The organism is Glutamicibacter sp. NPDC087661 (genome assembly GCF_044743275.1).
Classification (GTDB): domain Bacteria; phylum Actinomycetota; class Actinomycetes; order Actinomycetales; family Micrococcaceae; genus Glutamicibacter.
Genome location: NZ_JBIUWE010000001.1, coordinates 945,147 through 969,610 on the forward strand (window position 1 = coordinate 945,147; position 24,464 = coordinate 969,610).

Annotated in this window: 25 protein-coding genes; 23 read left to right on the forward strand and 2 right to left on the reverse strand. The window is 64.1% G+C overall.

The window, feature by feature from the left end:
* Positions 1–17: 17 nt before the first annotated feature.
* Both ACIOTN_RS04495 and ACIOTN_RS04500 read left to right on the forward strand, forming a co-directional pair.
* A complete protein-coding gene (locus tag ACIOTN_RS04495) occupies positions 18–1,139 on the forward strand; it encodes a hypothetical protein (RefSeq protein ID WP_146112312.1) in 1,122 nt (373 codons plus the stop codon).
* On the forward strand, positions 1,132–1,461 hold the full coding sequence (locus ACIOTN_RS04500; RefSeq protein ID WP_105658288.1) for a PadR family transcriptional regulator: 330 nt from the start codon (positions 1,132–1,134) through the stop codon (positions 1,459–1,461). Before ACIOTN_RS04495 ends, ACIOTN_RS04500 begins: the two co-directional genes overlap by 8 nt.
* Here the strand turns inward: ACIOTN_RS04500 and dtd are convergent.
* Positions 1,458–1,895 carry a D-aminoacyl-tRNA deacylase gene (gene dtd / locus ACIOTN_RS04505; protein ID WP_105658289.1) on the reverse strand — a complete coding sequence of 146 codons (438 nt, stop codon included), beginning with the start codon at positions 1,893–1,895 and terminating at the stop codon, positions 1,458–1,460. The genes ACIOTN_RS04500 and dtd overlap by 4 nt on opposite strands.
* A 55-nt stretch (positions 1,896–1,950) precedes the next feature.
* Here dtd and ACIOTN_RS04510 point away from each other — a divergent pair, with 55 nt between their 5' ends.
* The 14 genes from ACIOTN_RS04510 to nusB all read left to right on the forward strand — a co-directional run bounded on the left by ACIOTN_RS04510 (position 1,951) and on the right by nusB (position 15,056).
* The gene (locus ACIOTN_RS04510; RefSeq protein ID WP_402734815.1) at positions 1,951–3,357 is read left to right on the forward strand and encodes a replication-associated recombination protein A; all 1,407 of its coding nucleotides are present in this window, start codon (positions 1,951–1,953) and stop codon (positions 3,355–3,357) included.
* Between the two features lie 184 nt (positions 3,358–3,541).
* The gene (gene rpsD, locus ACIOTN_RS04515) at positions 3,542–4,168 is read left to right on the forward strand and encodes a 30S ribosomal protein S4 (RefSeq protein WP_105658291.1); all 627 of its coding nucleotides are present in this window, start codon (positions 3,542–3,544) and stop codon (positions 4,166–4,168) included.
* A 125-nt stretch (positions 4,169–4,293) separates the two neighbouring features.
* Positions 4,294–4,665, forward strand: coding sequence for a DUF948 domain-containing protein (locus ACIOTN_RS04520; RefSeq protein ID WP_105658292.1), 372 nt, complete (start codon positions 4,294–4,296; stop codon positions 4,663–4,665).
* An 80-nt stretch (positions 4,666–4,745) separates the two neighbouring features.
* Complete coding sequence (locus tag ACIOTN_RS04525; protein ID WP_105661299.1) at positions 4,746–4,955, forward strand: hypothetical protein; 210 nt, start codon at positions 4,746–4,748, stop codon at positions 4,953–4,955.
* Positions 4,956–4,974: 19 nt separating this feature from the next.
* On the forward strand, positions 4,975–7,665 hold the full coding sequence (alaS, locus tag ACIOTN_RS04530) for an alanine--tRNA ligase (protein ID WP_105661298.1): 2,691 nt from the start codon (positions 4,975–4,977) through the stop codon (positions 7,663–7,665).
* Positions 7,658–8,131: a Holliday junction resolvase RuvX gene (ruvX, locus tag ACIOTN_RS04535; RefSeq protein ID WP_219844133.1), complete on the forward strand. Its 474-nt coding sequence runs from the start codon at positions 7,658–7,660 to the stop codon at positions 8,129–8,131. The genes alaS and ruvX overlap by 8 nt, the downstream gene beginning before the upstream one ends.
* Before the next feature lie 45 nt (positions 8,132–8,176).
* Positions 8,177–9,625 carry an endolytic transglycosylase MltG gene (mltG, locus tag ACIOTN_RS04540; protein ID WP_105661297.1) on the forward strand — a complete coding sequence of 483 codons (1,449 nt, stop codon included), beginning with the start codon at positions 8,177–8,179 and terminating at the stop codon, positions 9,623–9,625.
* Positions 9,626–9,698: 73 nt separating this feature from the next.
* Positions 9,699–10,538 (forward strand): shikimate dehydrogenase, encoded by an 840-nt coding sequence (locus tag ACIOTN_RS04545; RefSeq protein WP_105661296.1) that lies wholly within the window; start codon positions 9,699–9,701, stop codon positions 10,536–10,538.
* Between the two features lie 29 nt (positions 10,539–10,567).
* Positions 10,568–11,767 carry a chorismate synthase gene (gene aroC, locus ACIOTN_RS04550; RefSeq protein ID WP_105661295.1) on the forward strand — a complete coding sequence of 400 codons (1,200 nt, stop codon included), beginning with the start codon at positions 10,568–10,570 and terminating at the stop codon, positions 11,765–11,767.
* A 13-nt stretch (positions 11,768–11,780) separates the two neighbouring features.
* Complete coding sequence (locus ACIOTN_RS04555) at positions 11,781–12,269, forward strand: shikimate kinase (RefSeq protein ID WP_105661294.1); 489 nt, start codon at positions 11,781–11,783, stop codon at positions 12,267–12,269.
* Positions 12,270–12,348: 79 nt separating this feature from the next.
* On the forward strand, positions 12,349–13,440 hold the full coding sequence (aroB, locus tag ACIOTN_RS04560) for a 3-dehydroquinate synthase (RefSeq protein ID WP_105661293.1): 1,092 nt from the start codon (positions 12,349–12,351) through the stop codon (positions 13,438–13,440).
* Between the two features lie 4 nt (positions 13,441–13,444).
* Positions 13,445–13,975 (forward strand): tol-pal system YbgF family protein, encoded by a 531-nt coding sequence (locus tag ACIOTN_RS04565; protein WP_105658301.1) that lies wholly within the window; start codon positions 13,445–13,447, stop codon positions 13,973–13,975.
* Positions 13,976–14,085: 110 nt separating this feature from the next.
* Positions 14,086–14,646, forward strand: a complete 561-nt coding sequence (gene efp / locus ACIOTN_RS04570; RefSeq protein WP_013349066.1) for an elongation factor P — start codon at positions 14,086–14,088, stop codon at positions 14,644–14,646.
* Entirely contained in the window at positions 14,646–15,056 is a 411-nt protein-coding gene (gene nusB / locus ACIOTN_RS04575) for a transcription antitermination factor NusB (protein ID WP_105658302.1), read from the forward strand. Before efp ends, nusB begins: the two co-directional genes overlap by 1 nt.
* 69 nt (positions 15,057–15,125) lie before the next feature.
* Here nusB and ACIOTN_RS04580 read toward each other — a convergent pair whose 3' ends face one another.
* Complete coding sequence (locus ACIOTN_RS04580; RefSeq protein WP_181148996.1) at positions 15,126–15,272, reverse strand: hypothetical protein; 147 nt, start codon at positions 15,270–15,272, stop codon at positions 15,126–15,128.
* Positions 15,273–15,752: 480 nt separating this feature from the next.
* Here ACIOTN_RS04580 and pyrR point away from each other — a divergent pair, with 480 nt between their 5' ends.
* The 7 genes from pyrR to pyrF are packed head-to-tail and all read left to right on the forward strand — an operon-like array spanning position 15,753 to position 24,379.
* The gene (pyrR, locus tag ACIOTN_RS04585; RefSeq protein ID WP_105658359.1) at positions 15,753–16,322 is read left to right on the forward strand and encodes a bifunctional pyr operon transcriptional regulator/uracil phosphoribosyltransferase PyrR; all 570 of its coding nucleotides are present in this window, start codon (positions 15,753–15,755) and stop codon (positions 16,320–16,322) included.
* Positions 16,319–17,281, forward strand: coding sequence for an aspartate carbamoyltransferase catalytic subunit (locus tag ACIOTN_RS04590; RefSeq protein WP_105658303.1), 963 nt, complete (start codon positions 16,319–16,321; stop codon positions 17,279–17,281). The genes pyrR and ACIOTN_RS04590 overlap by 4 nt, the downstream gene beginning before the upstream one ends.
* An 11-nt stretch (positions 17,282–17,292) precedes the next feature.
* Positions 17,293–18,597 carry a dihydroorotase gene (locus tag ACIOTN_RS04595; protein ID WP_105661292.1) on the forward strand — a complete coding sequence of 435 codons (1,305 nt, stop codon included), beginning with the start codon at positions 17,293–17,295 and terminating at the stop codon, positions 18,595–18,597.
* Positions 18,590–19,096: a hypothetical protein gene (locus ACIOTN_RS04600; protein ID WP_105658305.1), complete on the forward strand. Its 507-nt coding sequence runs from the start codon at positions 18,590–18,592 to the stop codon at positions 19,094–19,096. The genes ACIOTN_RS04595 and ACIOTN_RS04600 overlap by 8 nt, the downstream gene beginning before the upstream one ends.
* Entirely contained in the window at positions 19,097–20,266 is a 1,170-nt protein-coding gene (gene carA / locus ACIOTN_RS04605; RefSeq protein ID WP_105658306.1) for a glutamine-hydrolyzing carbamoyl-phosphate synthase small subunit, read from the forward strand. It abuts the gene before it with no gap.
* Positions 20,266–23,544: a carbamoyl-phosphate synthase large subunit gene (carB, locus tag ACIOTN_RS04610; RefSeq protein ID WP_402734816.1), complete on the forward strand. Its 3,279-nt coding sequence runs from the start codon at positions 20,266–20,268 to the stop codon at positions 23,542–23,544. Before carA ends, carB begins: the two co-directional genes overlap by 1 nt.
* Complete coding sequence (gene pyrF, locus ACIOTN_RS04615; RefSeq protein ID WP_105658308.1) at positions 23,537–24,379, forward strand: orotidine-5'-phosphate decarboxylase; 843 nt, start codon at positions 23,537–23,539, stop codon at positions 24,377–24,379. Before carB ends, pyrF begins: the two co-directional genes overlap by 8 nt.
* The last annotated feature ends 85 nt before the right edge of the window (positions 24,380–24,464 follow it).

Genomic DNA, 24,464 nt, shown 5'->3' on the forward strand with positions numbered 1-24,464 from the left:
CCACTTTGGAGCGATACGTGCCAGCAGAAGAACCACACGATATCATCGAACGTTACCCAGAAGCGGACCAGGAATGGGCTAAAACCTTTTTCGCTTCAATGGTGTGGAACGACCTCACCAATGCGCAGGTGGCGCTCGAACTGGATCGCACCCTGAGCATGGTTCGCGATAGCGGGCAGCGGGCCGAGGAACTCTTTGGCCATTCGGGCGAATATGGTGAGACGCGGGCTCAATGTCTATTGACGCCAGAGCAGCGCGCGGACGCGGAACTTCCCGTCGAATCAAGTACTGCGCTATTGGCGGTTGTTGGGATGCTTATTGGCCTGCTGTGCACTGGATTTGGAATCTGGATCGGGTTCCGCGATGGGTGGACCTCGAGTTCGTGGCACTACTGGCAGCTTTCTGCTCTAACTGCCGGGGCAGGGATCGCACTATCGGGATACCTGTGGTGGTTTAACCGATTGAAGGGGAAATTCGGCCTGTCCTGGATACTGGGACCGGTAGGTATCCTCGTGTCGGTTGGAGCTGCCGCTCTAATCGTGCAGATAGGAGGAAGCAATAATCTGCTGCCCCTGCCAAATTGGTTAGCTCCAATTCTTGGCGCAGGGCTGGTGGTTGCTTGCTTCTATCTGATGCCTGCCTATAAAGCGCAGAAAGCCGCTGGCGGGCAACAAATCCTTCTCGGCACCGACGAGTGGTTCGCGGAAACCACCAGACTGCTGCGCGGACGCTACGGCATGAGTCACAAGGAAGCCAACGAGTCGCTGAGTACTGCGCGAGAACATCTCGATGATGCGGCGACCCGAGGCGAAAAAGCTGACCCAAACCTTGAATTCGGAACGCCCAATGAATTCGTGATTGGGCTGGCAGTGAACACCGAAAAGGCGCTCAAGCGTCGTTGGCTTCTACGCCGCATGGCCACCTTGACCGTAGTCGCTTTATTCGCGGTCGGCGCGGTCGCTGGCCTGATGGATCCAGCGCGAAATGGCGGGGATATTTTCTTTGGGGTCGCAGTGCTGGTGTTTGCCGCGGTGAGCGTTTACGAGCTGCGTCCGGCTGACCGCAAGGCCTACGTCCAAGAGAAGCTCAAGGAACGAGCAGCCAATGCCCGGGCACTGCAGGAGCGCGACGATGACTAAGCCCGAAGGCTTTCCGGGTAGCTGGCAACGCGCCATGTTGCCGATGCTCTTACTCGCCGAACTCTCGGCTGGCCAGGCCCACGGTTATGCACTGGCGAAATCCCTGCAGGAACGCGGTTTCGGGCCGATCAAGGGAGCCACGCTCTACCCCGCATTGGCCAAACTCGAGGCCTCGGGTTTTGTTGAAACCCGCTGGGAAGAAGGCCAAGGTGGCCCGGGCCGGAAGGTCTACGAACTCTCCGCCACCGGACGGGTAGCACTAGCCGAGCAACGAGCCAGCTTCGAACAACTGACCCAACTGGTACAAAGCACCGGCCGCTAGGGGAGGTCTGCCGAGTCTACGATCATCGTGAACGGTCCGGTATTGGTCAGCGAGACATTCATCATCGCGCCAAATACACCGGTCTGAACGCTCGCACCCAATTCGCGCAGGTGCTCCACGAAGTAGTCGTACAGCGGTTCGCTGATAGGACCGGGCGCCGCATTGGACCAGGATGGGCGACGGCCCTTGCGCACCGAACCGTACAGGGTGAACTGGCTGATCACTAGCAGTGGTGCATTCACCCCGGCTGCGGAGGTTTCATCCTCCATGATCCGCAGCTGCCAGATCTTTTCGGCCACCTTGCGTGCGATCGCCTGATCATCCTCATGGGTCACCCCAAGTAGGATCACCAAACCGGGGGAGTCGAGCTGGCCGGTAATCTGCCCTTCAACCTCAACATGGGCGGTGGAAGCGACCTGGACGACAGCGCGCATATGGCGGACCTTTCAAAAGACGGTGGGGCTTCCAGAATATCGGTAGGCTTAGGGGGTGAGCGATTTGTTCGATTCCCTGTCCGATGAGCCACGCGATGCGCGTGAGCCCCAAGTCAACCGGCCCCGTCCGCCACTGGCGGTGCGCATGCGCCCGAAGACCTTGGATGAGCTCGTCGGCCAACAACACCTGCTAGGCCCGGGTTCACCCTTGCGGCAGCTGGCCGAAAACCCTGAAACCGGGTTGGCTGGACCTGCCAGTGTGATCCTCTATGGCCCTCCGGGAATTGGCAAAACCACCATCGCCCACGTGATCGCCCGCGCCACCGACCGCAAATTCGTGGAACTTTCGGCCATCACCGCCGGTGTCAAAGATGTCCGGCGAGTCATCGAACAGGCCAAGGATGACCGCGATCTGCGCGGGATTACCACCGTGCTCTTCCTCGACGAGATCCACCGCTTCAACAAAGCCCAGCAGGACGCACTGCTGCCCGGCGTGGAAAACCGTGTCGTCGTCCTGGTAGCTGCGACGACGGAAAATCCCTCCTTCTCGGTGATCTCGCCGCTGCTTTCGCGCTCGTTGCTGCTGACCTTGCGTCCGCTGACCGACGGCGACCTGTCCACTTTGCTTGAGCGCGCTGTGGCCGACGAGCGGGGTTTCGACGGCCAGGTGGTCCTCAAGGAGGAGCAGCGCGACGCCATTGTCCGCCTGGCCCAGGGCGATGCCCGCCGCTCCCTGACCGTGCTGGAAGCAGCCGGCGCGGTGGCTTGGAACGCCGCGGGCGCCGGCATCGATCCACCGGTGCTGATTACGGACGACCATGTGCAGCTGGCCATGGACCAGGCGGTCCAGCGCTACGACAAGGATGGCGACCAGCACTACGACATCATCTCCGCGTTCATCAAGTCCGTTCGTGGCTCTGACGTGGACGCGGCCCTGCATTACCTGGCGCGCATGCTCTCTGCGGGGGAGGACCCCCGGTTCATCGCCCGCCGCCTGATGATCTCGGCCTCGGAGGATATCGGCATGGCCGATCCCACCGCACTTCCCGTTGCCGTAGCTGCCGCTCAATCGGTGCAGCTCACCGGCATGCCGGAAGCACGGATCATGCTCGGGCAGGCAACGGTTCATCTGGCTACGGCCCCGAAGTCCAACGCCTCGTACAATGCGATCAACGCCGCCCTGGCCGACGTATCCGAAGGCAAGGGATCGCTGGTTCCCGACCACCTGCGTGACGCGCACTATCCCGGCGCCAAGCAGCTGGGCCATGGCGTGGGCTACATCTACGCCCATGATGCTCCGCACTCCATCGCAACCCAGCAGTACCTGCCCGATGATCTGGTGGGCACCGACTACTACACACCGACCAATAACGGTGCGGAAAAAACCATAGGGTCCCGCCTGTCCCGTTTGCGTGAAATCATCCGGGGCAAGGATCCGCAGCGCTCCAAGGGCAAGCGCTGATTGTGCGCTAGGCCTCAGAGAAAGCTGCTGCCGTTTCGTGTAAACTTGATCTTTGGCTGGCAAGCCTTGTCCCGCATTCGAGTCATCGAGCGTGGAGGCAGGGTTGAAGTGAAGCAGGGACGCGACGCCCACACACTCTCCCACCTGGAGGCCAGTAGATACCGTCGCTAATCGAAAGGGACACATTATGGCTAACGCCCGTGCCCGCCGCACCGTACGCCTTTCGCGTGCGCTCGGCCTTGCATTGACTCCAAAAGCTGAAAAGTACATGGAGCGCCGTCCATACGGTCCAGGCCAGCACGGCCGCGCCCGTAAGAAGCAGGACAGCGACTACGCAGTACGTCTGCGCGAAAAGCAGCGTTTGCGTGCCCAGTACGGCATCCGCGAAGCTCAGATGCTGAGCGCCTTCAAGGAAGCTAAGCGCCTCGGCGGCGAAACCGGCGGTAACCTGCTGGCTCTGCTCGAGTCCCGTCTGGATGCCCTGGTTCTGCGTGCAGGCTTCGCCCGCACCATCCAGCAGGCCCGCCAGATGGTTGTTCACCGCCACATCCTGGTCAACGGCCAGCGTGTAGACCGTCCGTCCTTCAAGGTACAGCCGGGTCAGCTGATCCACGTACACGAGAAGAGCGAGAAGATGGTTCCATTCCAGATGGCTGCAGCAGGTGAGCACTCGAAGGTGCTGCCAGCCGCTCCTGCTTACCTGGACGTAAAGCTGGAAGCCCTCCAGGCTACCTTCGTGCGCACCCCAGAGCGCACCGAAATCCCAGTGACCTGCGAAGAGAACCTCGTGGTCGAGTACTACGCACGCTAAATCCGTGCGCTAGTTCCAAGCCCGCAACCGGAAACGGTTGCGGGCTTGTCGCTTAACTACCTATCTGGGCTCTGACTTAGATAAGGTGGACTGGCACCAAAAACCCAAAGCAGAAGAGGAAGCACATGTCGGGTTCGGATATTGCAGGGCTCATCGCCGCCGGCGCGTTTGTTGTACTAGTTGTGCTGCTGGCAGTGCCGATCATGAAGTTGGGCAAGGTGTTCGACGAGCTGCGCAAATCGATCAAGGACCTGGCCGACGGCACCACTCCGCTGATCGGCGAAGTCGCCAACACCGTGGCGACCACCAACGACCAGCTCAAGAAGGTCGATGCCATCACCAGCAACGTTTCTGACACCACCGCCAATGTGTCCGCGCTGTCCTCGCTGGTAGCAGCCACCGTTGGCAAACCGCTGATCAAGGTTGCCGCGTTCACCGAAGGCGTGAAGGTCGCGATGAACACCAAGCCAAGCGGCAAGGCTCGCCGCAGCCGCTAAGCAAGCAACGCTGTTTGATCGAACACGTATCGGCGCGCTGAATAGGATACGGCCAACTGGTGGCCGCCAAGGAGACTAGAATGAAAAAGCTCTTGTGGGTTTCGATTGGAGTGGGCGTTGGCGTGCTCGCGTCCAAGAAATACGCTGAAGTTTCATCCGGGGCGGCGCTAAACCGCCAGGTCGGCAAGTACACCGACCGCGTCTCGGAATATTGGGAAGCCTTCCGCCAAGGAATGAGCTCCCGCGAAGAAGAATTACGTTCCGCCTTGGGCGTGGACGCCGCTAAGTGAAGGGATCATCCGTAACACGATGAAAACGCAGGAAATTGCCCGTCGTTGGGTCGACTTTTTCGTCTCGAAGGGCCATACGGCGGTACCTAGTGCCTCGCTGGTCTCGGCCGACCCTTCGCTGTTGTTCACGGTGGCCGGCATGGTCCCGTTCATCCCTTACCTCACCGCGCGCGAAGAGCCCCCGTACTCCCGTGCGACCTCCGTGCAGAAGTGCATCCGCACCGGCGATATCGAAGAAGTGGGCAAGACCGCGCGTCACGGCACCTTCTTCCAGATGTGCGGCAACTTCTCCTTCGGCGACTACTTCAAGAACGAAGCCATCCACTTCGCCTGGGAGCTGCTGACCAGCTCCGTCGAAGACGGCGGCTACGGCCTGGACAAGGAACGCCTGTGGGTCACCGTCTACGAAGACGGAGACGAGAAGGACCTTGAAGCCCGCCGCATCTGGGAAGAAGAGATCGGCATGCCTACCGAGCGCGTTGTAGGCACCGGCAAGGAAGACAACTACTGGAATACCGGCCAGCCCGGCCCCGGCGGTCCATGCTCCGAGATCTACTACGACCGCGGCCCCGCCTACGGTGTCGAGGGCGGCCCAGCGGTCGACGAGACCCGCTACGTGGAAATCTGGAACCTCGTGTTCATGCAGTACCGACTCTCCGCGGTACGTTCCAAGACCGACTTCGATGTGGCCGGCGAACTGCCCAAGCGCAACATCGATACCGGCCTGGGCCTGGAACGACTAGCCATGATCCTGCAGGGCGTCGAGAACATGTACGAGACCGACCAGGTCCGTCCGGTGCTCGACAAGGCCGCCGAGCTTGCCGGCGTCACCTACACCTCCACAGAGGATCCAGCCGACCCGAACCACGCCACCGACGTGCGCCTGCGCATGATCGCGGACCACATCCGCTCCTCGCTGATGCTGATCTCCGACCAGGTCACCCCGGGCAATGAAGGTCGCGGCTATGTGCTGCGCCGGCTGATCCGCCGCGCCGTGCGCGCAATGCGCCTGATGGGCGTGGACACCGAGGTGCTCCCTGAGCTGCTCCCGGTATCGCGCGACGCCATGAAGGGCGTCTACCCCGAGGTGGAGGCCGATTTCGAGCGCATTGCCCGCATCGCCTACGCCGAAGAGCGCGCTTTCCGCCGCACCATCGCTTCGGGCACCACCCGCCTGGACGAGGCACTGGGTCACGCCAAGGAGGAAGGCAAGAACCTCTCCGGCGATGACGCCTTCACCCTGCACGACACCTTCGGCTTCCCGATCGACCTCACCTTGGAGATCGCCGCCGAAGCAGGCCTGTCCGTAGACGAGTCGCGTTTCCGCGAACTGATGAACGAGCAGCGCACCCGCGCCCAGAAGGACGCCAAGGCCAAGAAGGCCGGCCACGCCGACCTGTCGGTGTACACCCAGCTGGCCGAGGCCGGCAACGTGCACTTCACCGGCTATGACACCCTCGAAGGCGAATCCTCCATCCGCGGCATCATCCGCGATGGCCAGGTTGTGCCATTCGCCGAGCAGGGCCAGGAAATCGACCTGGTGCTCAACGAAACCCCGTTCTATGCCGAGTCCGGCGGCCAGGCAGGCGACAGCGGCCTGATCACCGGCGACGGCTTCGTGCTGGAAGTCACCGACGTGCAGGCCCCGGTCAAGGGCCTGAACGTGCACAAGGTCATCGTGCGCGAAGGCGAATTGCCAGCCGAAGCACTGGTTCGCACCCAGGTCGACGCGGTGCGCCGCCGCTCCGGCGAGCAGGCGCACTCCGCCACCCACCTGGTGCACGCCGCGCTGCGCGAGCTGCTTGGCCCAACGGCCACCCAGGCCGGTTCCTTCAACAAGGCCGGCTACCTGCGCTTCGACTTCTCCTGGGCCGAGGCGCTCTCCGCCGCGGCACGCAGCGAAGTCGAGGAGGTAGTGAACCTGGCCATCGCCTCGAACTACCAGGTCGTCACCAATGAGATGGCGCTGTCCGAGGCGAAGAAGCTGGGCGCCATGAGCCTGTTCGGGGAGAAGTACTCCAACGACGTGCGCGTGGTCGAGATGAACGGCGACTGGTCGCGCGAGCTGTGCGGCGGTACCCACGTGGACACCACCGCGCGCATCGGCCAGCTGACCTTGCTCTCGGAGGCTTCGGTCGGTTCGGGCAATCGCCGCGTCGAGGCCCTGGTCGGCATGGAAGCCTTCCGCCACGGAGCTGCCGAGCGCGCCCTGGTATCCGAGCTCTCGGGCCTGTTCCGCGTTCCATCCAGCCAGGTGTCCGAGCGCGTCAACGACACCGTTGCCAAGCTGAAGGCCGCCGAGAAGCAGATCGCCGAGCTCAAGAGCCAGGCAATGCTGGCCCAGTCCGCAGCGCTGCTGCAGAAGGTCGCCACCATCGGCAACACCCGACTGCTGGCCCACAACGCCGGGCAGATCGACTCGGCTGACGCCCTGCGCACCATGGCACTGGACCTGCGCGCCAAGCTGGGTTCCGAAGCCGCAGTCATCGTGCTGATCGGCGTGGCCAACGGCCGCCCGCTGGTGCTGGCTGTGACCAACGACGAGGCCCGCGCCAACGGCTTCAAGGCCGGCGCGCTGGTGCGCACCGCTACCGGTGTGCTCGGCGGCGGAGGCGGCGGCAAGGACGATATGGCACAGGGCGGTGGCCAGGACGCATCGAAGATCGATGACGCACTGGCTGCAATCCAGGCGGCACTGGCCAATGGCTAATGCCGCTCTCGGGGTCGACGTGGGCCTGGCCCGCGTCGGCGTCGCCGCATCTGATCCCTCCGGAATCCTCGCCACTCCGGTGATGACCCTGCGCCGGGATGCGAAGAAGAACTCGGATCTGCGGATGCTTCTGCGCATCATTGCCGATCGCGGCGTCACCGAGGTATTCATCGGGGAGCCGAAATCACTGGCTGGCAACGCGACCGAATCCACTAAAATGGCACGTGACTACGCGATTGCCTTGGCCCAGGAAGCTGCAAGCGCTAATATCGAGCTTGAGGTTTTCATGGTCGACGAACGCCTGAGCACCGTGAACGCGCATCGCTCGTTGCACGCCTCGGGCAAGAAGATGGAAGATCACCGCAAGGTGGTCGACCAGGTCGCGGCCACTGAGATCTTGCAGCAAGTGCTGGAAATGCGACGCAACAATGTGCGCGTACAAGCCAGCCGGATTGTGCTGCGCTAGCCCACAACCGCTAGGGCACCACAAAGACCCGAGAGATGAGAGTTGATGCGAGAAGAAGCCCGCCATGAACGGCAACGCGAAACGCATCGCGCGCTATACGAACGCTTTGCCGCCGGCACTGGCTTGCCGATCGAACAACCCTCAGAACCGGAACTGACCGGCACCGGGCATTACCGCCCATCGCTGGCGGCGGCCGAGGACAGCTGGCAGGAGCCCGCAGACCACGAAGCCCCGGACGGGGAAGGAACCGACACCAGGTTCCTCCCCGCCCAGGCAGCCGCCGCCTCCGATGCGCCAGCATTTGCCGGGCACGAAGATGCCGCCCAGCACTACTCGCACGAGCCCGAAGCCGCGCAGCAGGCCGCGGTGCTCAGCGGCGATCCCCACGATGACCAAGTTGCCCAGGCCGCCGCCGGCAAGGCCCAGCGGCGCAAGCGCACCAAGCGCAAGCGCAACCTGGTCATGCTGGCCACCGTGCTGATCTTCGCACTGGTGGTCACCGGCTCGGTCTACTTCGTCAAGTCCGTGCTCAAGCAGTTCAACCCGGACGACTATCCAGGCCCAGGCGGCGCCGCGGTGGAATTCACCGTGGAAGATGGCTGGGGCTTGAAGATCATTTCGCGCAAGCTCGAGGAGCTCGATGTCGTCTCCAGCGACGGCCTGTTCACCGACGCCGTCGCGGACTCCGAAGCGCAGAGCAAGCTGATCCACCCCGGCACCTACCTGCTCAAGAAGCAGATGCCAGCGGCCGACGCGGCAGATATCCTCGTGAACCAGCGTCCGGACAAGGTCTTCTACATCGGGCTGAAGGCCAATATGCGCCTGGACGCGGCGATCAAGGAGATTGCCAAGGGCTCGGGCCTGGCGGAAAAGGATCTGCAGGAGCTGGCCAAGAAGCCGCAGCAATTCGGCCTGCCTGCCTCGGTGCCGAGCCTCGAAGGCTGGCTGCACCCGGGGGAGTACCGCTTCCCGCTGAACGCCGACGCCGAAGAAGTCCTGGGCGAACTGGTCAAGGCCACCAAGGCTTCCCTGGAGCAGGCCGGCATCACCGACCTCGAAGAGGGCTACCGCACCCTGAAGGTCGCCTCGATCCTGCAGGCCGAGGCACGCACCCCGGACTACGCCACGGTCGCCGGCGCGATCGAGAACCGCCTGGACCCGGGCAACCGCGAAACCCACGGGCTGCTGCAGGTCGACTCCTCGGTGATCTACGGGCTGGACCGCTACTCGCTGCAGTTCAGCGCCCAGGAGAAGCAGGACGCGTCGAACAAGTACAACACTTATGTGCACACTGGCCTGCCGCCAACCCCCTTGGGCTCGCCGGCGAATTCTGCGATTGAGGCTGCTGCCCATCCGGAAAGCAACGGCTACTACTACTGGGTGACGGTCAACATCGAAACCGGTGAAACCAAGTTCGCCTCGACCTACGCTGAGCACCGGCAGAACCAGGCGGAATTCCGCGCCTGGTGCAACCAGAATCCAGGAGTCTGCTAGCGCGGATTCCCGTGCTTGCCAGTCGCGCTGTTGCCGCTGTGCGGGCAGCCACAAGCAGAAAGTCCATGAAGCCATGAAGCAGGCAGCCGTTCTCGGCCACCCCATCAGCCACTCCAAGTCGCCGGTGCTGCACCGCGCCGCCTACCAGCTGCTCGGCGTGCCGATCAGCTACAGCGCGATCGATCTGGAACCGGGGGATGCTGCCGGGCACGCGGCCGAGCTGCGCGCAGGAAACTGGGCGGGCTGCTCGGTCACCATGCCGCTGAAGGATGCGTTCGTGCCGCAGATGGATGATCTGTCCGCCCGCGTGCAACGCCTTGGTGCGCTGAACACCGTGGTGGTCCGCGAAGACGGCACCCTCTACGGGGAAAACACCGACATCGACGGCCTGGTCCAGGCCCTGGCGGATTTCGGGCTCGCCCGCAGCGCGCAAGCGATGGTCCTGGGTTCGGGCAACACCGCGCTGGCCGCCATCGAGGCCGCCGCAGAAGTCGGCGCCCGGCAGCTGACGCTGGTGGTGCGCGCAGCCTCCCGTGCCACCCGCGCTGTCGAATTGGCCCGCGAGCTCGGGATGGAAACGTCCGTCCACGAGATTTCGGGCATCGGCCAGGAGCTGGCCGCCACGCTCAACGAGATTCCGCTGGTCTTCTCCACCCTGCCGCCGCACGCGGCCGATGACTGGGTGCCGGCGATCGGCGCAGGCACCGGAATCCTGCTGGATGTCGCCTACGATCCGTGGCCTTCGGCCTTGGCCCAGGCCTGGCAGGGAACCGTGATCAGCGGGCTGCATATGCTGGTGCACCAGGCGGTGGAACAAGTGCGGCTCTTCAGCGCCGGTGCATGGGAGGAATCGCGTCGCATGGACGTCACAAATGCGATGTATGACTCTTTGGGTCTGGCCCGACACCAGTAATCAGTTCGTGCCATGGCAAAATAGATGACATGTTGCGTTGGTTGACCGCGGGCGAATCGCATGGCCCGGCACTTGTTGGAATTCTCGAAGGACTACCCGCCGGAGTATCGGTGGATAGCGAAGCAGTGCGAGAGGCACTGGCGCGCCGACGCCTCGGCTATGGCCGCGGCGCGCGCATGAAGTTTGAAAAGGACCAGGTCACCTTCCTTGGCGGTGTCCGCCATGGCAAGACCCAGGGCGGCCCGGTAGCCATTGAAATCGGCAACACCGAATGGCCCAAGTGGGAACGCGTGATGAACGCGGATCCGGTGGACCTGGATGAACTGGCCTCGATGGCGCGCAATGCGCCACTGACCCGGCCGCGTCCGGGGCACGCCGATTTCACCGGCATGCAGAAGTACGGCTTCGAGGACGCCCGCCCGATCCTGGAGCGCGCCAGCGCCCGCGAGACCGCGGCCCGTGTCGCCTTGGGCACCGTGGCTTCCCGTTTCCTGAACGACTTGGGCATCCAGCTCGTTTCGCACACCACCGCCGTCGGCTCCGTGGCTGCCCCAGCCGATGCGCCGCTTCCCACGGCCACCGACGTTGCGGCGCTGGATAACGACCCGCTGCGCTGCTTCCACCAGGAAACCAGCGAGGCGATGGTCGCCGAAGTCGATGACGCGCACAAGGCAGGGGAGACCCTGGGCGGCGTCGTCGAGGTCCTGGCCTACAACCTGCCTCCGGGCATCGGCTCCTACGTGCACTGGGACCGTCGCCTGGACGCGCGCCTGGCCGCGGCCCTGATGGGCATCCAGGCAATCAAGGGCGTGGAGGTCGGCGACGGCTTCGCCACGGCCGCCCGCCGCGGCTCGGCCGCCCACGACGAGATCGTGCACGCCGAAGACGGCAGCATCAAGCGCGACTCGAACCGCGCCGGCGGCATCGAGGGCGGCATGAGCATCGGCGAGGTGCTGCGCGTGCGCGCCGGCATGAAGCCGATCGCCACCGTGCCCCGCGCCCTGCGCACCGTGGACACCGCCACCGGCGAGGACACCACCGCGCACCACCAGCGTTCGGATGTCTGTGCGGTGCCGGCAGCCGGCGTCGTGGCAGAAGCAATGGTCGCCCTGGTGCTCGCCCAGTCCCTGCTGGAGAAGTTCGGCGGCGACTCGGTGGCCGAAACCAAGCGCAATATCGAGTCCTACTTGGCGAACATCCCGGGCAACCTGGGTTCGACCGGCGTCTAGGAAGCGCGCTTCAATGATCTACCTCATTGGTCCGATGGCCAGTGGCAAGTCCACCGTGGGCAAGTCACTGGCCACGGCCCTTTCTACGAGCTTTGCGGATTCGGACGCGGCCATCGTCGCCCACCATGGAACCATCGCGCAGATCTTCGCCGAGCACGGCGAAGCGCATTTCCGCGACCTGGAAGTCCAGGCGCTGTGCCGGCTGCGTACCGGCGTGGTCGCCACCGGGGGAGGCGCAGTGCTGCGCGAAGAGAACCAGCAGCTGCTTTCGCGCGGGACGGTGATCTACCTGGAGCTGGGTGAACAGGCCGCCGCCGAGCGCATCAAGGGCGACGGGCACCGCCCGCTGCTGGCTGGTGACCAAGCCCTCAACAGCTGGATCTCCGTTTACGAAAAACGCCGCCCCATCTACGAAATGCTCGCTGACGTGCACGTTCTGGTGGATGGAAAGTCCGTTCCGCAAATTATCGACGAGCTTTTGCCGCAGCTGGAAGCGCTGTGATTAGCCTCACGAGATGCAACTTCTGGCCGAACGCACGCGTACGCTGGAAAAATCACCACCATCAGGAGGAACTAGACTGATGCCTATCGCACCGACCACTCTGAAGGTCACCGGAAGCACCCCAGGGGAGTCATACCCTGTCATGGTCGGCAACGGCCTGCTGGGCCACTTGCCCGAACTGCTTGGCCCCGCGGTCAAGAAGGTCCTGGTCATCCACCCGCGGGCCCTGCGCGCCACCGGCGACGTCGTGCGCGACGAGCTGGCGAAGTCCGGCCTGGAAGCATTGACCGCAGAGATTCCGGACGCCGAAGAGGGCAAGCACATCCAAGTCGCCTCCTTCTGCTGGGAAGTGCTGGGCAAGAACGATTTCACCCGTTCCGATGCCGTGATCTCCGTGGGCGGCGGCGCCGTCACCGACGTCGCTGGTTTTGTCGCAGCCACCTGGCTGCGCGGCGTGAAGGTCATCCATATCCCTACCTCCCTGCTGGCCATGGTCGACGCTGCCGTAGGCGGCAAGACCGGGATCAACACCGCCGAAGGCAAGAACCTGGTTGGCGCCTTCCACCCGCCAGCAGGCGTGCTCGCCGATCTGGACGCGCTGGCCACCTTGCCGAAGAACGAGCTGGTGACCGGCATGGCCGAGATCGTCAAGTGCGGATTCATCGCCGACGAGCGCATCCTGGAACTGATCGAAGAAGATCCGGCCGATGCCATCGACCCGGCCAGCGACCGCTTGCGCGAACTGGTCGAGCGCACCATCGCGGTGAAGGTCGACGTGGTTTCCCGCGACCTGAAGGAAGCCGGCGACCGCGAATTCCTGAACTACGGCCACACCCTGGCCCACGCCATCGAGCTGTCCGAACGCTACCAGATGCGCCATGGTGCCGCCGTGTCCATCGGGCTGGCCTTCGCCGCCGAATTGGGCCGCTCGGTAGGGTACACCTCCGACGCGGTGGCCGATCGCCACGTCGCGATCCTCAAGTCCCTTGGCCTGCCGACCACCTACCGCAATGACCGCTGGGCTGCACTGCTCGATGGCATGAAGCGCGACAAGAAGGCCCGCGGCAGCCAGCTGCGCTTCGTCGTGCTGGAAGAAATCGGCAAGCCGCGCATCTACGAAGTCCCCGATAACTCGCTGCTCTTCGCCGCCTACCAGGAAATCGGGGAGTAACTACATGGTCGACTACACCGCATACGCCATTGACGTCGCATCGGTAAACCGCGAAGGTGTCGGCACCGCCGTAGAGGGCGTGCTGATCGACCCCCAAACGCTGAAGCCCTACATCGCCGACGAGGCCGCGGCCGAGCAGCAGCTGCTGGTCGGTTCCCCTACCGACCAGGTCATGGTGCTGCTGGCGCGTGGCGAGCTGGTGAAAGCCGGCGAGCTGATCGCTGAATCGCGTTTCGTGGATCCAACCAACGCCCACCTGCGCGTGCTGGACACCGAGCTGACCCGCATGCAGGGCGACTTCGATCGCGCGATCAACCGACTGCGCAAGCTGGCCGAGGAATTCGCCGGCACCGCATACGAGCCGCTGATCCACCACCACGCTGGCCTGTCCTTCTTCGCGAAGGGCGATTTCAAGGCGGCGGCAACCCGTTTCCGCAAGGCCCTGGATCTGCGCATCGCGCTGGACGACGACGCGTACCTGGTCAACGCCGCAAGCACCTGCATGCAAATTGCCGAGGAGCGCGCCGCGCAGTAATGCGCGCCACCGTGTGAAACCCTTTGTACCGCATGGTGCGTAGGGTAAACTTGGAGATGGATTTTTGATAATGCCGGCGCTAGCTGGCGAAAATAGAGGATTGAGGAACCGTGGCGGATACAACTGACATCAAGAATGGACAGGTCATCAAGATCGATGGCCAGCTTTGGACCATCATTGACTTCCAGCACGTCAAGCCAGGCAAGGGCGGCGCATTCGTTCGCACCAAGATGCGCAACGTCATGTCCGGGAAGGTCTTGGACAAGACCTACAACGCTGGCACCAAGATCGAGCTGGCCACCGTTGACCGCCGCGACTACCAGTACCTCTACCAGGATGGTGAAGACTACGTCTTCATGAACCTGGAAGATTACGACCAGATCACCGTGTCCGGCACCACCGTTGGCGATGCAGCAGGCTTCCTGCTGGAGAACCAGGAACTGACCATCGCCATGTACGATGGCAGCCCGCTGTACCTGGAACTGCCAGCTTCGGTCATCCTGGAAATCACCTACACCGAGCCAGGCCTGCAGGGCGACCGCTCGTCGGCTGGCACCAAGCCGGCAACCCTGGAAACCGGCAAGGAAATCCAGGTTCCGCTGTTCGTTGAGCAGAACACCAAGGTCAAGGTCGACACCCGCACCGGCGACTACCTGGGTCGTGTCAACTAGTGAGAGCCCGCGCCAAAGCCCGTCGCCGAGCTCTTGAGTTCCTGTTCGAAGCCGAAGCCCGCGATGTCAATCCGCTGGCCGTAGCCATCGCACGACGGGAAAACTCGGATATCGTACTCAACGAGTACTCGCTGACGATCATCGAAGGCGTTACCGCACACCTGGACCGCATTGACGAAGTTCTCGAGAGCTACGTCAAGGACTGGACCATCGAGCGCATGCCAGCGGTTGACCGCAGCGCACTGCGCATCGGCGTGTGGGAGCTGCTTTACAACGATGACGTTCCCGATGCAGTAGCCGTGGCTGAAGCCGTGGTGAACGTCCGGGAATTGTCCACCGATGAATCGCCGGAGTTCGTCAATGGCGTTTTGGGTCGCATCCAGAGCGTCAAGGACACCCTGGTCGACTAATTCGATCCTCATCATTCCGAGCCCGGGCCGGAACCCCTTTCATGGGGTTCCGGCCCGGGCTTTTTTGCGTTAAGCCGTTGCCTGTCGCGGCTCGGCCCCGGGCAGGATCACGGCGAAGCAGGCGGAGCGGGCTACCTGCACGGCGACCTGCTGGCCACGGGCTCGAATGCCGGGGGCTGGATGCTTTGCTGCTGTCCAGGCGCTCGGTCCTGCCATCCACGCTCGGACTGCTTGTCCTGCCGCACCATCCGGGTGAAGGGAGCGGGTCTGGCGTACCTGGATCTCCCGGGCTGATCCGGCGGGCTGGAACTCGGGTCCGCCGGGATCCGAGTTCGACGGAGCGGCGCAAATCCTGCACGAGCAGTACGCGCGGCATAGCGGGCCTGCAGATCTGCTGCGCGAATGCCTTGCCCGGGCGTGCGGGCCGATCATGCACGAGGAATCCCGGGCCCACGCCACTTCGCGGGTGTGTCGATCGCAACACATCTGCGCGCGGGGCCAAGGCCAAGCGCAGGGATCTGCGTGGTTCTGCCGGACGCACGAAGCCGCCGGCCGATCGCTGTGACCGATCCCATGCCCTATTCAGTGTCATGCATAGGTTTCCGCTAGGGAATCAGCTCCCGCTCGTGATAATTTGAGTTAGCAATATTCCTTTAAATCCCGTCCCGTGAGGCGGAGAAGGGAGAGGTGCACAGCATGAATGAAAATTCAGTGCCAGATGCTGCCCGCACGGTATTAACCGGCGACGACATCGAACGTGTACTCACTCGCGTAGCCTTCGAGATCATCGAGGCCAATAAGGGCACCGACGACCTGGTGCTCCTGGGCATTCCCAGCCGGGGTTTCCCGCTGGCACAGCGGCTGGCAGCGCGAATCGCGGCTACCGCCCCGGGCAACCTGGACCCGGCATCCCTGGTAGGCCAGCTCGACATCACCATGTACCGTGATGATCTGCGCCACTCCACTACCCGCACCCCGTCGCCGACGCGCCTGCCAGCAGGCGGCATCGAAGGCAAGGTCGTGGTCCTGGTTGACGACGTCCTGTACTCCGGACGCACCATCCGCGCCGCCCTGGATGCCCTGGCAGACTGGGGCCGCCCCCGCATCGTGCGGCTGGCCGTCCTGGTTGACCGCGGGCATCGGGAACTGCCGATCCGCGCCGATCATGTGGGCAAGAACCTGCCGACAGCGAAAAGCGAAAAGGTGCGCGTGCACCTGGCGGAAATCGATGGGAAAAACGAAGTCGTGATCGAGGGCGCCGCGTGAAACACCTGCTATCCACCGCGGACCTGACCCGCGAAGAAGCCATCGCCATCCTTGATATTGCCGAAGAGATGCGCGAGTCCTCGACCCGTGCCATCAAGAAGCTTCCGGCCCTGCGCGGTCGCACCGTGGTGAACCTCTTCTTCGAGGACTCCACCCGCACCCGGATTTCCTTCGAGGCCGCCGCCAAGCGATTGAGCGCGGACGTCATCAATTTCTCGGCCAAGGGCTCGAGCGTTTCCAAGGGCGAGTCCCTGAAGGATACCGCCCAGACCCTGTTGGCCATTGGCGCCGACGCAGTGGTCATCCGCCACCCGGATTCCGGCGCCCCGGCCCGGCTAGCGGCCACGGACTGGATTGGCCTGCCCATCGTCAATGCAGGCGACGGCACGCACGAGCATCCCACCCAGGCGCTGCTGGACGCATTCACCCTGCGCCGCCAGGTGGCATTGCGCGATGGCACCAGCCCGGCAGGCCGCGGCCTGGACGGACTGAAGGTCGCGATCGTCGGGGATATCCTGCATTCGCGCGTGGCCCGCTCCAACCTGTGGCTGCTGAACACCCTCGGTGCCGAAGTGACGATGGTGGCCCCTCCGACCCTGCTGCCTTTCGGCGCCGGCTCCTGGCCCTGCGCCATCAGCTACGACCTGGACGCAGTGATCGCCTCGGGCGTTGACGCGCTGATGATGCTGCGCGTGCAGGGCGAGCGGATGAACGCCGCCTACTTCCCGAACCCCCGCGAATACTCGCGCTACTGGGGACTGGACGATGCGCGCCTGGCGCAATTGGACGCCTCGGGCGCCGAAACCCTGATCATGCACCCGGGCCCGATGAACCGCGGCCTGGAAATCTCCTCGGCTGCCGCGGATTCGCCGCGCTCCACCGTGCTCGACCAGGTCACCAATGGCGTGGCCGTGCGCATGGCCAGCCTCTACATGCTCCTCTCCGGCGACCTGATCTGAAGGAAGAACCCATGAACTACTTGATCCAGCAGGCCTCCATCCTCGGCGGCGAACCGGTCGACGTGCTGATTGCCGACGGCAAGATCGCCCAGCTGGGCAGCATTGCTGCCGCCGGTGATGCCCAGGTCATCGACGCGCGGAATCTCGTGCTCCTGCCCGGGCTCGTCGACACCCACACGCACCTGCGCGAACCAGGCCGCGAAGACGCCGAAACCGTGGAAACCGGTTCGCAGGCAGCGGCCCGCGGCGGCTACACCGCCGTGCACGCCATGGCCAACTCCACCCCGGTAGCCGATACCGCCGGCGTCGTCGAGCAGGTCTACGAATTGGGCCGCAAGGCAGGCTGGGTGGATGTCCGCCCGGTCGGCGCGGTGACCGTCGGGTTGGCCGGCAAGCAGCTGAGCGAAATCGGCGCAATGGCCGACTCCCGTGCCCAGGTGAAGATGTTCTCCGATGACGGCATCTGCGTCTGGGACCCGCTGCTGATGCGCCGCGCCCTGGAATACGTGAAGGCCTTTGACGGGGTCATCGCCCAGCACGCCCAGGAACCGCGCCTGACCGAAGGCGCCCAGATGAACGAGGGCGAAGTCTCCGCCATCCTGGGCATGCCCGGCTGGCCAGCGGTCGCCGAGGAATCGATCATCGCCCGCGATGTGCTCTTGGCCGAGCACGTCGGCGCCCGCCTGCACGTGTGCCACGTGTCCACGGCCGGCTCGGTGGAGATCATCCGCTGGGCCAAGGCCCGCGGCATCCAGGTCACCGCGGAGGTCACCCCGCACCACCTGCTGCTCACCGATGAGAAGGTCCGCACCTACGACCCGGTCTTCAAGGTCAACCCGCCGCTGCGCCGCGAAGAAGACGTGATGGCGCTGCGCGCGGGCGTTGCCGACGGCACCATCGACGTGATCGGCACCGACCACGCCCCGCACCCCTCCGAGGCCAAGGACTGCGAGTGGGGCGCGGCCGCCATGGGCATGACCGGCCTGGAGACCGCGCTGTCCATCGTGCAGCACACGCTGGTGGACACCGGGCTGATGGGCTGGGCGGGCGTGGCCCGCATTACCTCGCAGGTGCCCGCGCAGATCGGCCGCGTTGCCGACCAGGGCCGACCGATCGCCATCGGCGAGCCTGCCAACCTGGTGCTGGTCGATCCGGCAGCCCGCTGGATCGTCGACCCGGCCGCCATGGCCACCAAGGGGCGCAACTCGCCGTTCGCCGGCATGGAGCTGCCAGGATCGGTGCGCGCCACCTTCTTCCACGGCCATGCCACCGTGCTCGATGGCCAGCTGGCTACCCCGAGGACGGCCAATGCCTGAGGGAGCCCTGACCCCGTTGATCTGGACGATTGTCGCGATCGTCGCAGGCGTGGGCCTGATCCTTTTCGGCTGGCGGAACCTCAAGGCCCGGCAGTCAGCGATTCCCGAGCCCTTCGAGGACTTCGCCGATGAGGTGGAGCACCATTTCGCAGGCATGTACGTGGTCACCACCCGGTTCGACGACTGGCTGGCCCGCATCGCGGTCCATGAGCTCGGGGTGCGCACCAACGCCACCTTGGAACTGGGACGCGAAGGGCTGCACCTGATCCGTTCCGGAGCGCGCGACGTGCACATCCCGTGGGAGCACTACGAGGACGTGAAGCGCAGCAACGGGATGATCGGCAAGGTCGTGGAGAAGAACGGCCTGATCGTCATCACCTGGAACAAGGACGGCTTCACCTTCGACACCGGATTCCGTCCCCGCTACCACGAGGACACCCCAAAGATCTATCAGTTGCTGGCGTCGCACAACGACGTAAGCCGAGCAGGAGACAAATAAGTGAATTCCCTGAGCAACCTACCAGCCGTGTTGGTACTTGAAGATGGCCGCATCTTCCGCGGGCGCAGCTATGGCGCCGTGGGCACCACCCTGGGTGAAGCAGTGTTCACCACCGGCATGACCGGCTACCAGGAAACCCTGACTGACCCGTCCTACGCGCACCAGATCATCGTGCAGACCTTCCCGCACATCGGCAACACCGGCGTGAACTCGCAAGATCCGGAATCCACCCGCATGTGGGCTGCCGGCTACGTGGTGCGCGACGCCGCCCGCCGGCCAAGCAACTGGCGCAGCGAGCGCACCCTTGATGCAGATCTGGTCGAGTACGGCATCGTGGGCATCCAGGGCGTGGACACCCGCGCGCTGACCCGCCACCTGCGCGACGCCGGCGCGATGAAGTCCGGCATCTTCTCCGGCGATGACGCCGCGAAGACCGACGCCGAGCTGGTGGCCCTGGTCAAGGCGCAGCCGTCGATGGCCGGCCGCAACATCTCCGCCGAGGTTTCGGTGGACGCCGCCTACATCGTCGAGCCAGCGGACCACGGCTACGATGGCGAGGCCAAGCACACCGTGGCCGCGATCGACCTGGGCATGAAGTCGATGACCCCGCACCGCCTGGCCGAGCGCGGCCTGCGCGTGCACGTGCTGCCGTACAACGCCACCCTGGAAGATATCAAGGCCACCGGCGCTAACGGCGTGTTCTTCTCCAACGGCCCCGGCGACCCTGCCACCGCCACCGCCCAGGTGGAACTAGTCCGTTCGGTGCTCGATGCCGGCATCCCGTACTTCGGCATCTGCTTCGGCAACCAGATCCTGGGCCGCGCGCTGGGCTTCGACACCTACAAGCTGCGCTTCGGCCACCGCGGAATCAACCAGCCGGTGATGGACAAGGCCACCGGCCGCGTGGAAATCACCAGCCAGAACCACGGCTTCGCCGTCGACGCGCCCATCGAGGGCGCCGTCACCGCTCCGGTCGAACGCTTCGGCAAGGTCGAAGTCTCGCACTATTCGCTGAACGACCACGTGGTCGAAGGCCTGAGCTGCCTGGACATCCCGGCCTTCTCCGTGCAGTACCACCCAGAGGCAGCATCCGGCCCCCACGATGCCGCCTACCTCTTTGACCGCTTCATGACCGCGTTGGATTCCGCCGCAGAAAAGGACAGCAAGTAATGCCTAAGCGCACCGATCTGAAATCAGTTCTCGTTATCGGTTCGGGTCCGATCGTCATCGGCCAGGCCGCTGAGTTCGACTACTCCGGCACCCAGGCACTGCGTGTGCTCAAGGAGGAAGGCCTGCGGGTCATCCTGGTCAACTCCAACCCGGCCACCATCATGACCGACCCGGAATTCGCCGACGCCACCTACGTGGAGCCGATCACCCCCGAGGTCGTCGAGAAAATCATCGCCAAGGAACGCCCGGATGCGATCCTGCCGACCCTGGGCGGCCAGACCGCGCTGAACACCGCCATCGCCCTGGACAAGTCCGGTGCCTTGGAGAAGTACGACGTCGAGCTGATCGGCGCGAACATCGAAGCCATCGAGCTGGGCGAGGACCGCGAGAAGTTCAAGGGCGTCGTGGAGCGCTGCGGCGCCGAATCGGCCCGCTCGGTCATCGTGCACACCCTGGACGAGGCCTTTGCCGCCGTCGAGGAGCTGAACTACCCGGTAGTCGTGCGCCCGTCGTTCACCATGGGCGGCTTGGGTTCGGGCATGGCCTACAACCCGGAGGACCTGCGCCGCATCGCGGGCGCCGGCCTGCAGTACTCGCCAACCACCGAGGTGCTCCTTGAGGAGTCCATCCTGGGCTGGAAGGAATACGAGCTGGAGATGATGCGCGACAAGAACGACAACGTCGTGGTCGTTTGCTCCATCGAGAACTTCGATCCGGTCGGCGTGCACACCGGCGACTCGATCACCGTCGCCCCGGCCATGACCCTGACCGACCGCGAATACCAGAAGCTGCGCGACATCTCGATCGCGGTCATCCGCGAAGTCGGCGTGGACACCGGCGGCTGCAACATCCAGTTCGCCATCGAGCCTGACACCGGCCGCGTCGTGGTCATCGAGATGAACCCGCGCGTCTCGCGCTCCTCGGCACTGGCTTCCAAGGCCACCGGCTTCGCGATCGCGAAGATCGCCACCAAGCTGGCCGTGGGCTACACCCTGGATGAGATCCCGAACGACATCACCCAGAAGACCCCGGCTTCCTTCGAACCGGCCCTGGACTACGTGGTCGTGAAGGTCCCGCGCTTCGCCTTCGAGAAGTTCCCGGCAGCGGACAAGACCCTGACCACCACCATGAAGTCGGTCGGCGAAGCGATGGCCCTGGGCCGCAACTTCACCGAAGCGCTGCAAAAGGCGCTGCGCTCCCTGGAGCAGAAGGGCTCCGAGCTGTCCTTCGAGCCGATCCCGGAATCCGAGCACGAGGCCGTGCTGGCCTCGATCGTCAAGGGTTCGACCGAGCGCCTGTCGCTGGTCCAGCGCCTGCTGTTCTCCGGCGTGTCCCTCGAGAAGCTGTTCGAGACCACTGCGATCGACCCTTGGTACCTGGACCAGCTGCAGCTGATCAACGAGGTCGCGCAGCTGGTGGCCGCGAACAAGCACCTGCCGGAGCACGTGCTGCGCGAAGCCAAGCGCCACGGCTTCTCCGATGTCCAGATCGCCCAGCTCACCGGCAAGGCCGAATCGGTCATCCGCGGCATCCGCCATGCCCTGGGCGTGCGCCCGGTCTACAAGACCGTGGACACCTGCGCCGCCGAATTCGAGGCCTTCACCCCGTACATGTACTCCTCGTACGACGAAGAGACCGAGCTGGCGCGCCACGAGAAGAAGTCGGTCATCATCCTGGGCTCGGGCCCGAACCGCATCGGCCAGGGCATCGAGTTCGACTACTCCTGCGTCCACGCGGTGATGGCGCTGCGCGCCGAGGGCTACGAGACCGTCATGGTCAACTGCAACCCCGAGACCGTCTCCACCGATTACGACATCTCCGACCGCCTCTACTTCGAGCCGCTGACCTTGGAAGATGTCCTGGAGGTCATCCACGCTGAAGAGGAAACCGGCGGCGTGCTGGGCGTGTTCGTCCAGCTTGGCGGCCAGACTCCGCTGAAGCTCGCCGCCGAGCTGAAGGCTGCCGGCGTGCCGATCCTGGGCACCTCGCCCGAGGCCATCGACCTGGCCGAGCACCGCGGCGCCTTCCAGCAGGTACTGGATAACGCCGGGCTGGTAGCGCCGAAGAACGGCACCGCGGTGTCCTTCGCCGATGCCAAGACCATCGCCGACTCCATCGGCTACCCGGTACTGGTTCGCCCTTCCTACGTGCTGGGCGGACGCGGCATGGAGATCGTGTACGACGAGGCCAACCTCGAGCGCTACATCACCAACGCGACCGAAATCACCGTGGACCACCCGGTACTGGTGGACCGCTTCCTGGAAGACGCCATCGAGATCGATGTCGACGCCCTGTTCGACGGCACCGACCTGTACGTCGGCGGCATCATGGAGCACATCGAGGAAGCCGGCATCCACTCCGGGGACTCGGCCTGCACCCTGCCTCCGATCACCCTGGGCGCCGACGTGCGCGACCGCGTTGCCGCGGCAACCCGTGCGATCGCCGAAGGCGTGGGCGTGCGTGGCCTGATCAACATCCAGTTCGCCCTGGCCAGCGACATCCTGTACGTGATCGAAGCGAATCCGCGTGCATCGCGCACCGTGCCATTCACCTCGAAGGCTACCGGCGTGCAGCTGTCCAAGGTCGCCGCATTGATCGGCGTGGGCCGTACCCTGGCCGAAATGCGCGGCAGCTACCTGCCAGCATCCGGCGATGGCGCGCACCTGCCTGAATCGGCGGCGATCGCCGTCAAGGAAGCAGTCATGCCGTTCGCCCGCTTCCGCACCCCGGAGGGCAAGGTCGTCGACTCGCTGCTCGGCCCAGAAATGCGTTCCACCGGCGAAGTCATGGGCATCGACAAGTACTTCGACACCGCTTTCGCCAAGTCGCAGGCCGCAGCGAACAACCCGCTGCCAACCGGCGGCAAGGTCTTCGTCTCGGTCACCAACCGCGACAAGCGCTCGATCGTCCTGCCGGTCAAGCACCTTGCTGACCAGGGCTTCGAGATCATCTCCACCGGCGGCACCGCGGAAGTGCTGCGCCGCAACGGCATCCCGACCCAGGTGGTCGGCAAGCTGCACGAAGGCGGGGAGTCCATTGTCGATTTGATCGTAGCCGGCCAGATCGGCCTGATCCTGAACACCCCGTCGGGCTCGGATGCACGTGGCGATGGCTACGAAATCCGCGCCGCCGCGACGTCTGTCGGCACCCCGGTCATCACCACCGTGGCGGAGTTCAACGCTTCGGTCCAGGCGATCGATGCCCTGCGCGAGTACGAGTGGGATGTCACCAGCTTGCAGGTGCACGACGCCAACCTGAACGCAGCGCGCAATGCCTGAGCCGATCCCATTCGGTCAGCGGCTTCGTTCAGCTATGCAGGCTTCCGGCCCGCTGTGCGTGGGGATCGATCCCCACCCGGTGCTGCTGGAAGCCTGGGGGCTGGAGAATACGGCCGAGGGCGTGCGATCTTTCTCACTGACCGTCGTGGAAGCGATGGCCGGTGCGGCGGCAATCCTCAAGCCCCAGGTGGCTCTGTACGAGCGTTTCGGGTCCAAGGGATTTGCCGCGTTGGAAGAAACCTTGAGTGCTGCGAAGTCCGCTGGACTGCTCACGCTGGCCGACGCCAAGCGCGGGGATATCGGTTCGACCATGGCAGCGTATGCGACCGCATGGCTCGATGATGCTTCTCCGCTGGCTGCAGATGCTGTGACTTTGAGCCCGTACCTGGGTTATGAATCGCTGCGTCCGGCATTGGATTTGGCTGCTGGAACCGGCAGGGGAGTGTTCGTTCTCGGACTGACTTCCAACCCCGAGGGGCCATCGGTACAGCACGTAGGCGGGGAAAACTCGGTTGCTAAATCAATTATTGACCAAGTCACTGCGGATAATGCATACGCAGGAGATTTAGGACATGTCGGGCTGGTTGTCGGTGCGACCATCGGGGATGCACCGTCCAAGCTCGGAATCGATCTGGCAGCTTCCAAGGCTCCGCTGCTCACACCAGGGCTCGGCGCCCAGGGTGCCACGGCAGCGGATATTGCCAAGTCATTCGCCTCAAGCTACGGCCAGGTACTGGGCACGAGCAGCAGGGACATCCTCAAAGAGGGGCCGAGTAAGGCCGCTCTCAGGGAAAAAGCCCTGCGGGTTAGGGACGAATTGCTGGCAGCTCGCTAGCAAAAAATTCGAATAAGTGACATAGGCGCGTTGTGGCTATTAGAGTTTCTAGTAGCCACAACGCGTTTAGTCTTGCAAAAGCAGC

Bases quoted from the DNA above. Each gene is read 5' to 3' on its own strand.
- ACIOTN_RS04500 (WP_105658288.1), top strand. From the start codon at position 1,132: ATGACTAAGCCCGAAGGCTTTCCGGGTAGCTGGCAACGCGCCATGTTG.
- dtd (WP_105658289.1), bottom strand. From the start codon at position 1,895: ATGCGCGCTGTCGTCCAGGTCGCTTCCACCGCCCATGTTGAGGTTGAA.
- ACIOTN_RS04520 (WP_105658292.1), top strand. From the start codon at position 4,294: ATGTCGGGTTCGGATATTGCAGGGCTCATCGCCGCCGGCGCGTTTGTT.
- ACIOTN_RS04525 (WP_105661299.1), top strand. From the start codon at position 4,746: ATGAAAAAGCTCTTGTGGGTTTCGATTGGAGTGGGCGTTGGCGTGCTC.
- alaS (WP_105661298.1), top strand. From the start codon at position 4,975: ATGAAAACGCAGGAAATTGCCCGTCGTTGGGTCGACTTTTTCGTCTCG.
- ruvX (WP_219844133.1), top strand. From the start codon at position 7,658: ATGGCTAATGCCGCTCTCGGGGTCGACGTGGGCCTGGCCCGCGTCGGC.
- mltG (WP_105661297.1), top strand. From the start codon at position 8,177: ATGCGAGAAGAAGCCCGCCATGAACGGCAACGCGAAACGCATCGCGCG.
- ACIOTN_RS04545 (WP_105661296.1), top strand. From the start codon at position 9,699: ATGAAGCAGGCAGCCGTTCTCGGCCACCCCATCAGCCACTCCAAGTCG.
- aroC (WP_105661295.1), top strand. From the start codon at position 10,568: ATGTTGCGTTGGTTGACCGCGGGCGAATCGCATGGCCCGGCACTTGTT.
- ACIOTN_RS04555 (WP_105661294.1), top strand. From the start codon at position 11,781: ATGATCTACCTCATTGGTCCGATGGCCAGTGGCAAGTCCACCGTGGGC.
- aroB (WP_105661293.1), top strand. From the start codon at position 12,349: ATGCCTATCGCACCGACCACTCTGAAGGTCACCGGAAGCACCCCAGGG.
- ACIOTN_RS04565 (WP_105658301.1), top strand. From the start codon at position 13,445: ATGGTCGACTACACCGCATACGCCATTGACGTCGCATCGGTAAACCGC.
- ACIOTN_RS04580 (WP_181148996.1), bottom strand. From the start codon at position 15,272: ATGGCAGGACCGAGCGCCTGGACAGCAGCAAAGCATCCAGCCCCCGGC.
- pyrR (WP_105658359.1), top strand. From the start codon at position 15,753: ATGAATGAAAATTCAGTGCCAGATGCTGCCCGCACGGTATTAACCGGC.
- ACIOTN_RS04595 (WP_105661292.1), top strand. From the start codon at position 17,293: ATGAACTACTTGATCCAGCAGGCCTCCATCCTCGGCGGCGAACCGGTC.
- ACIOTN_RS04600 (WP_105658305.1), top strand. From the start codon at position 18,590: ATGCCTGAGGGAGCCCTGACCCCGTTGATCTGGACGATTGTCGCGATC.
- carB (WP_402734816.1), top strand. From the start codon at position 20,266: ATGCCTAAGCGCACCGATCTGAAATCAGTTCTCGTTATCGGTTCGGGT.
- pyrF (WP_105658308.1), top strand. From the start codon at position 23,537: ATGCCTGAGCCGATCCCATTCGGTCAGCGGCTTCGTTCAGCTATGCAG.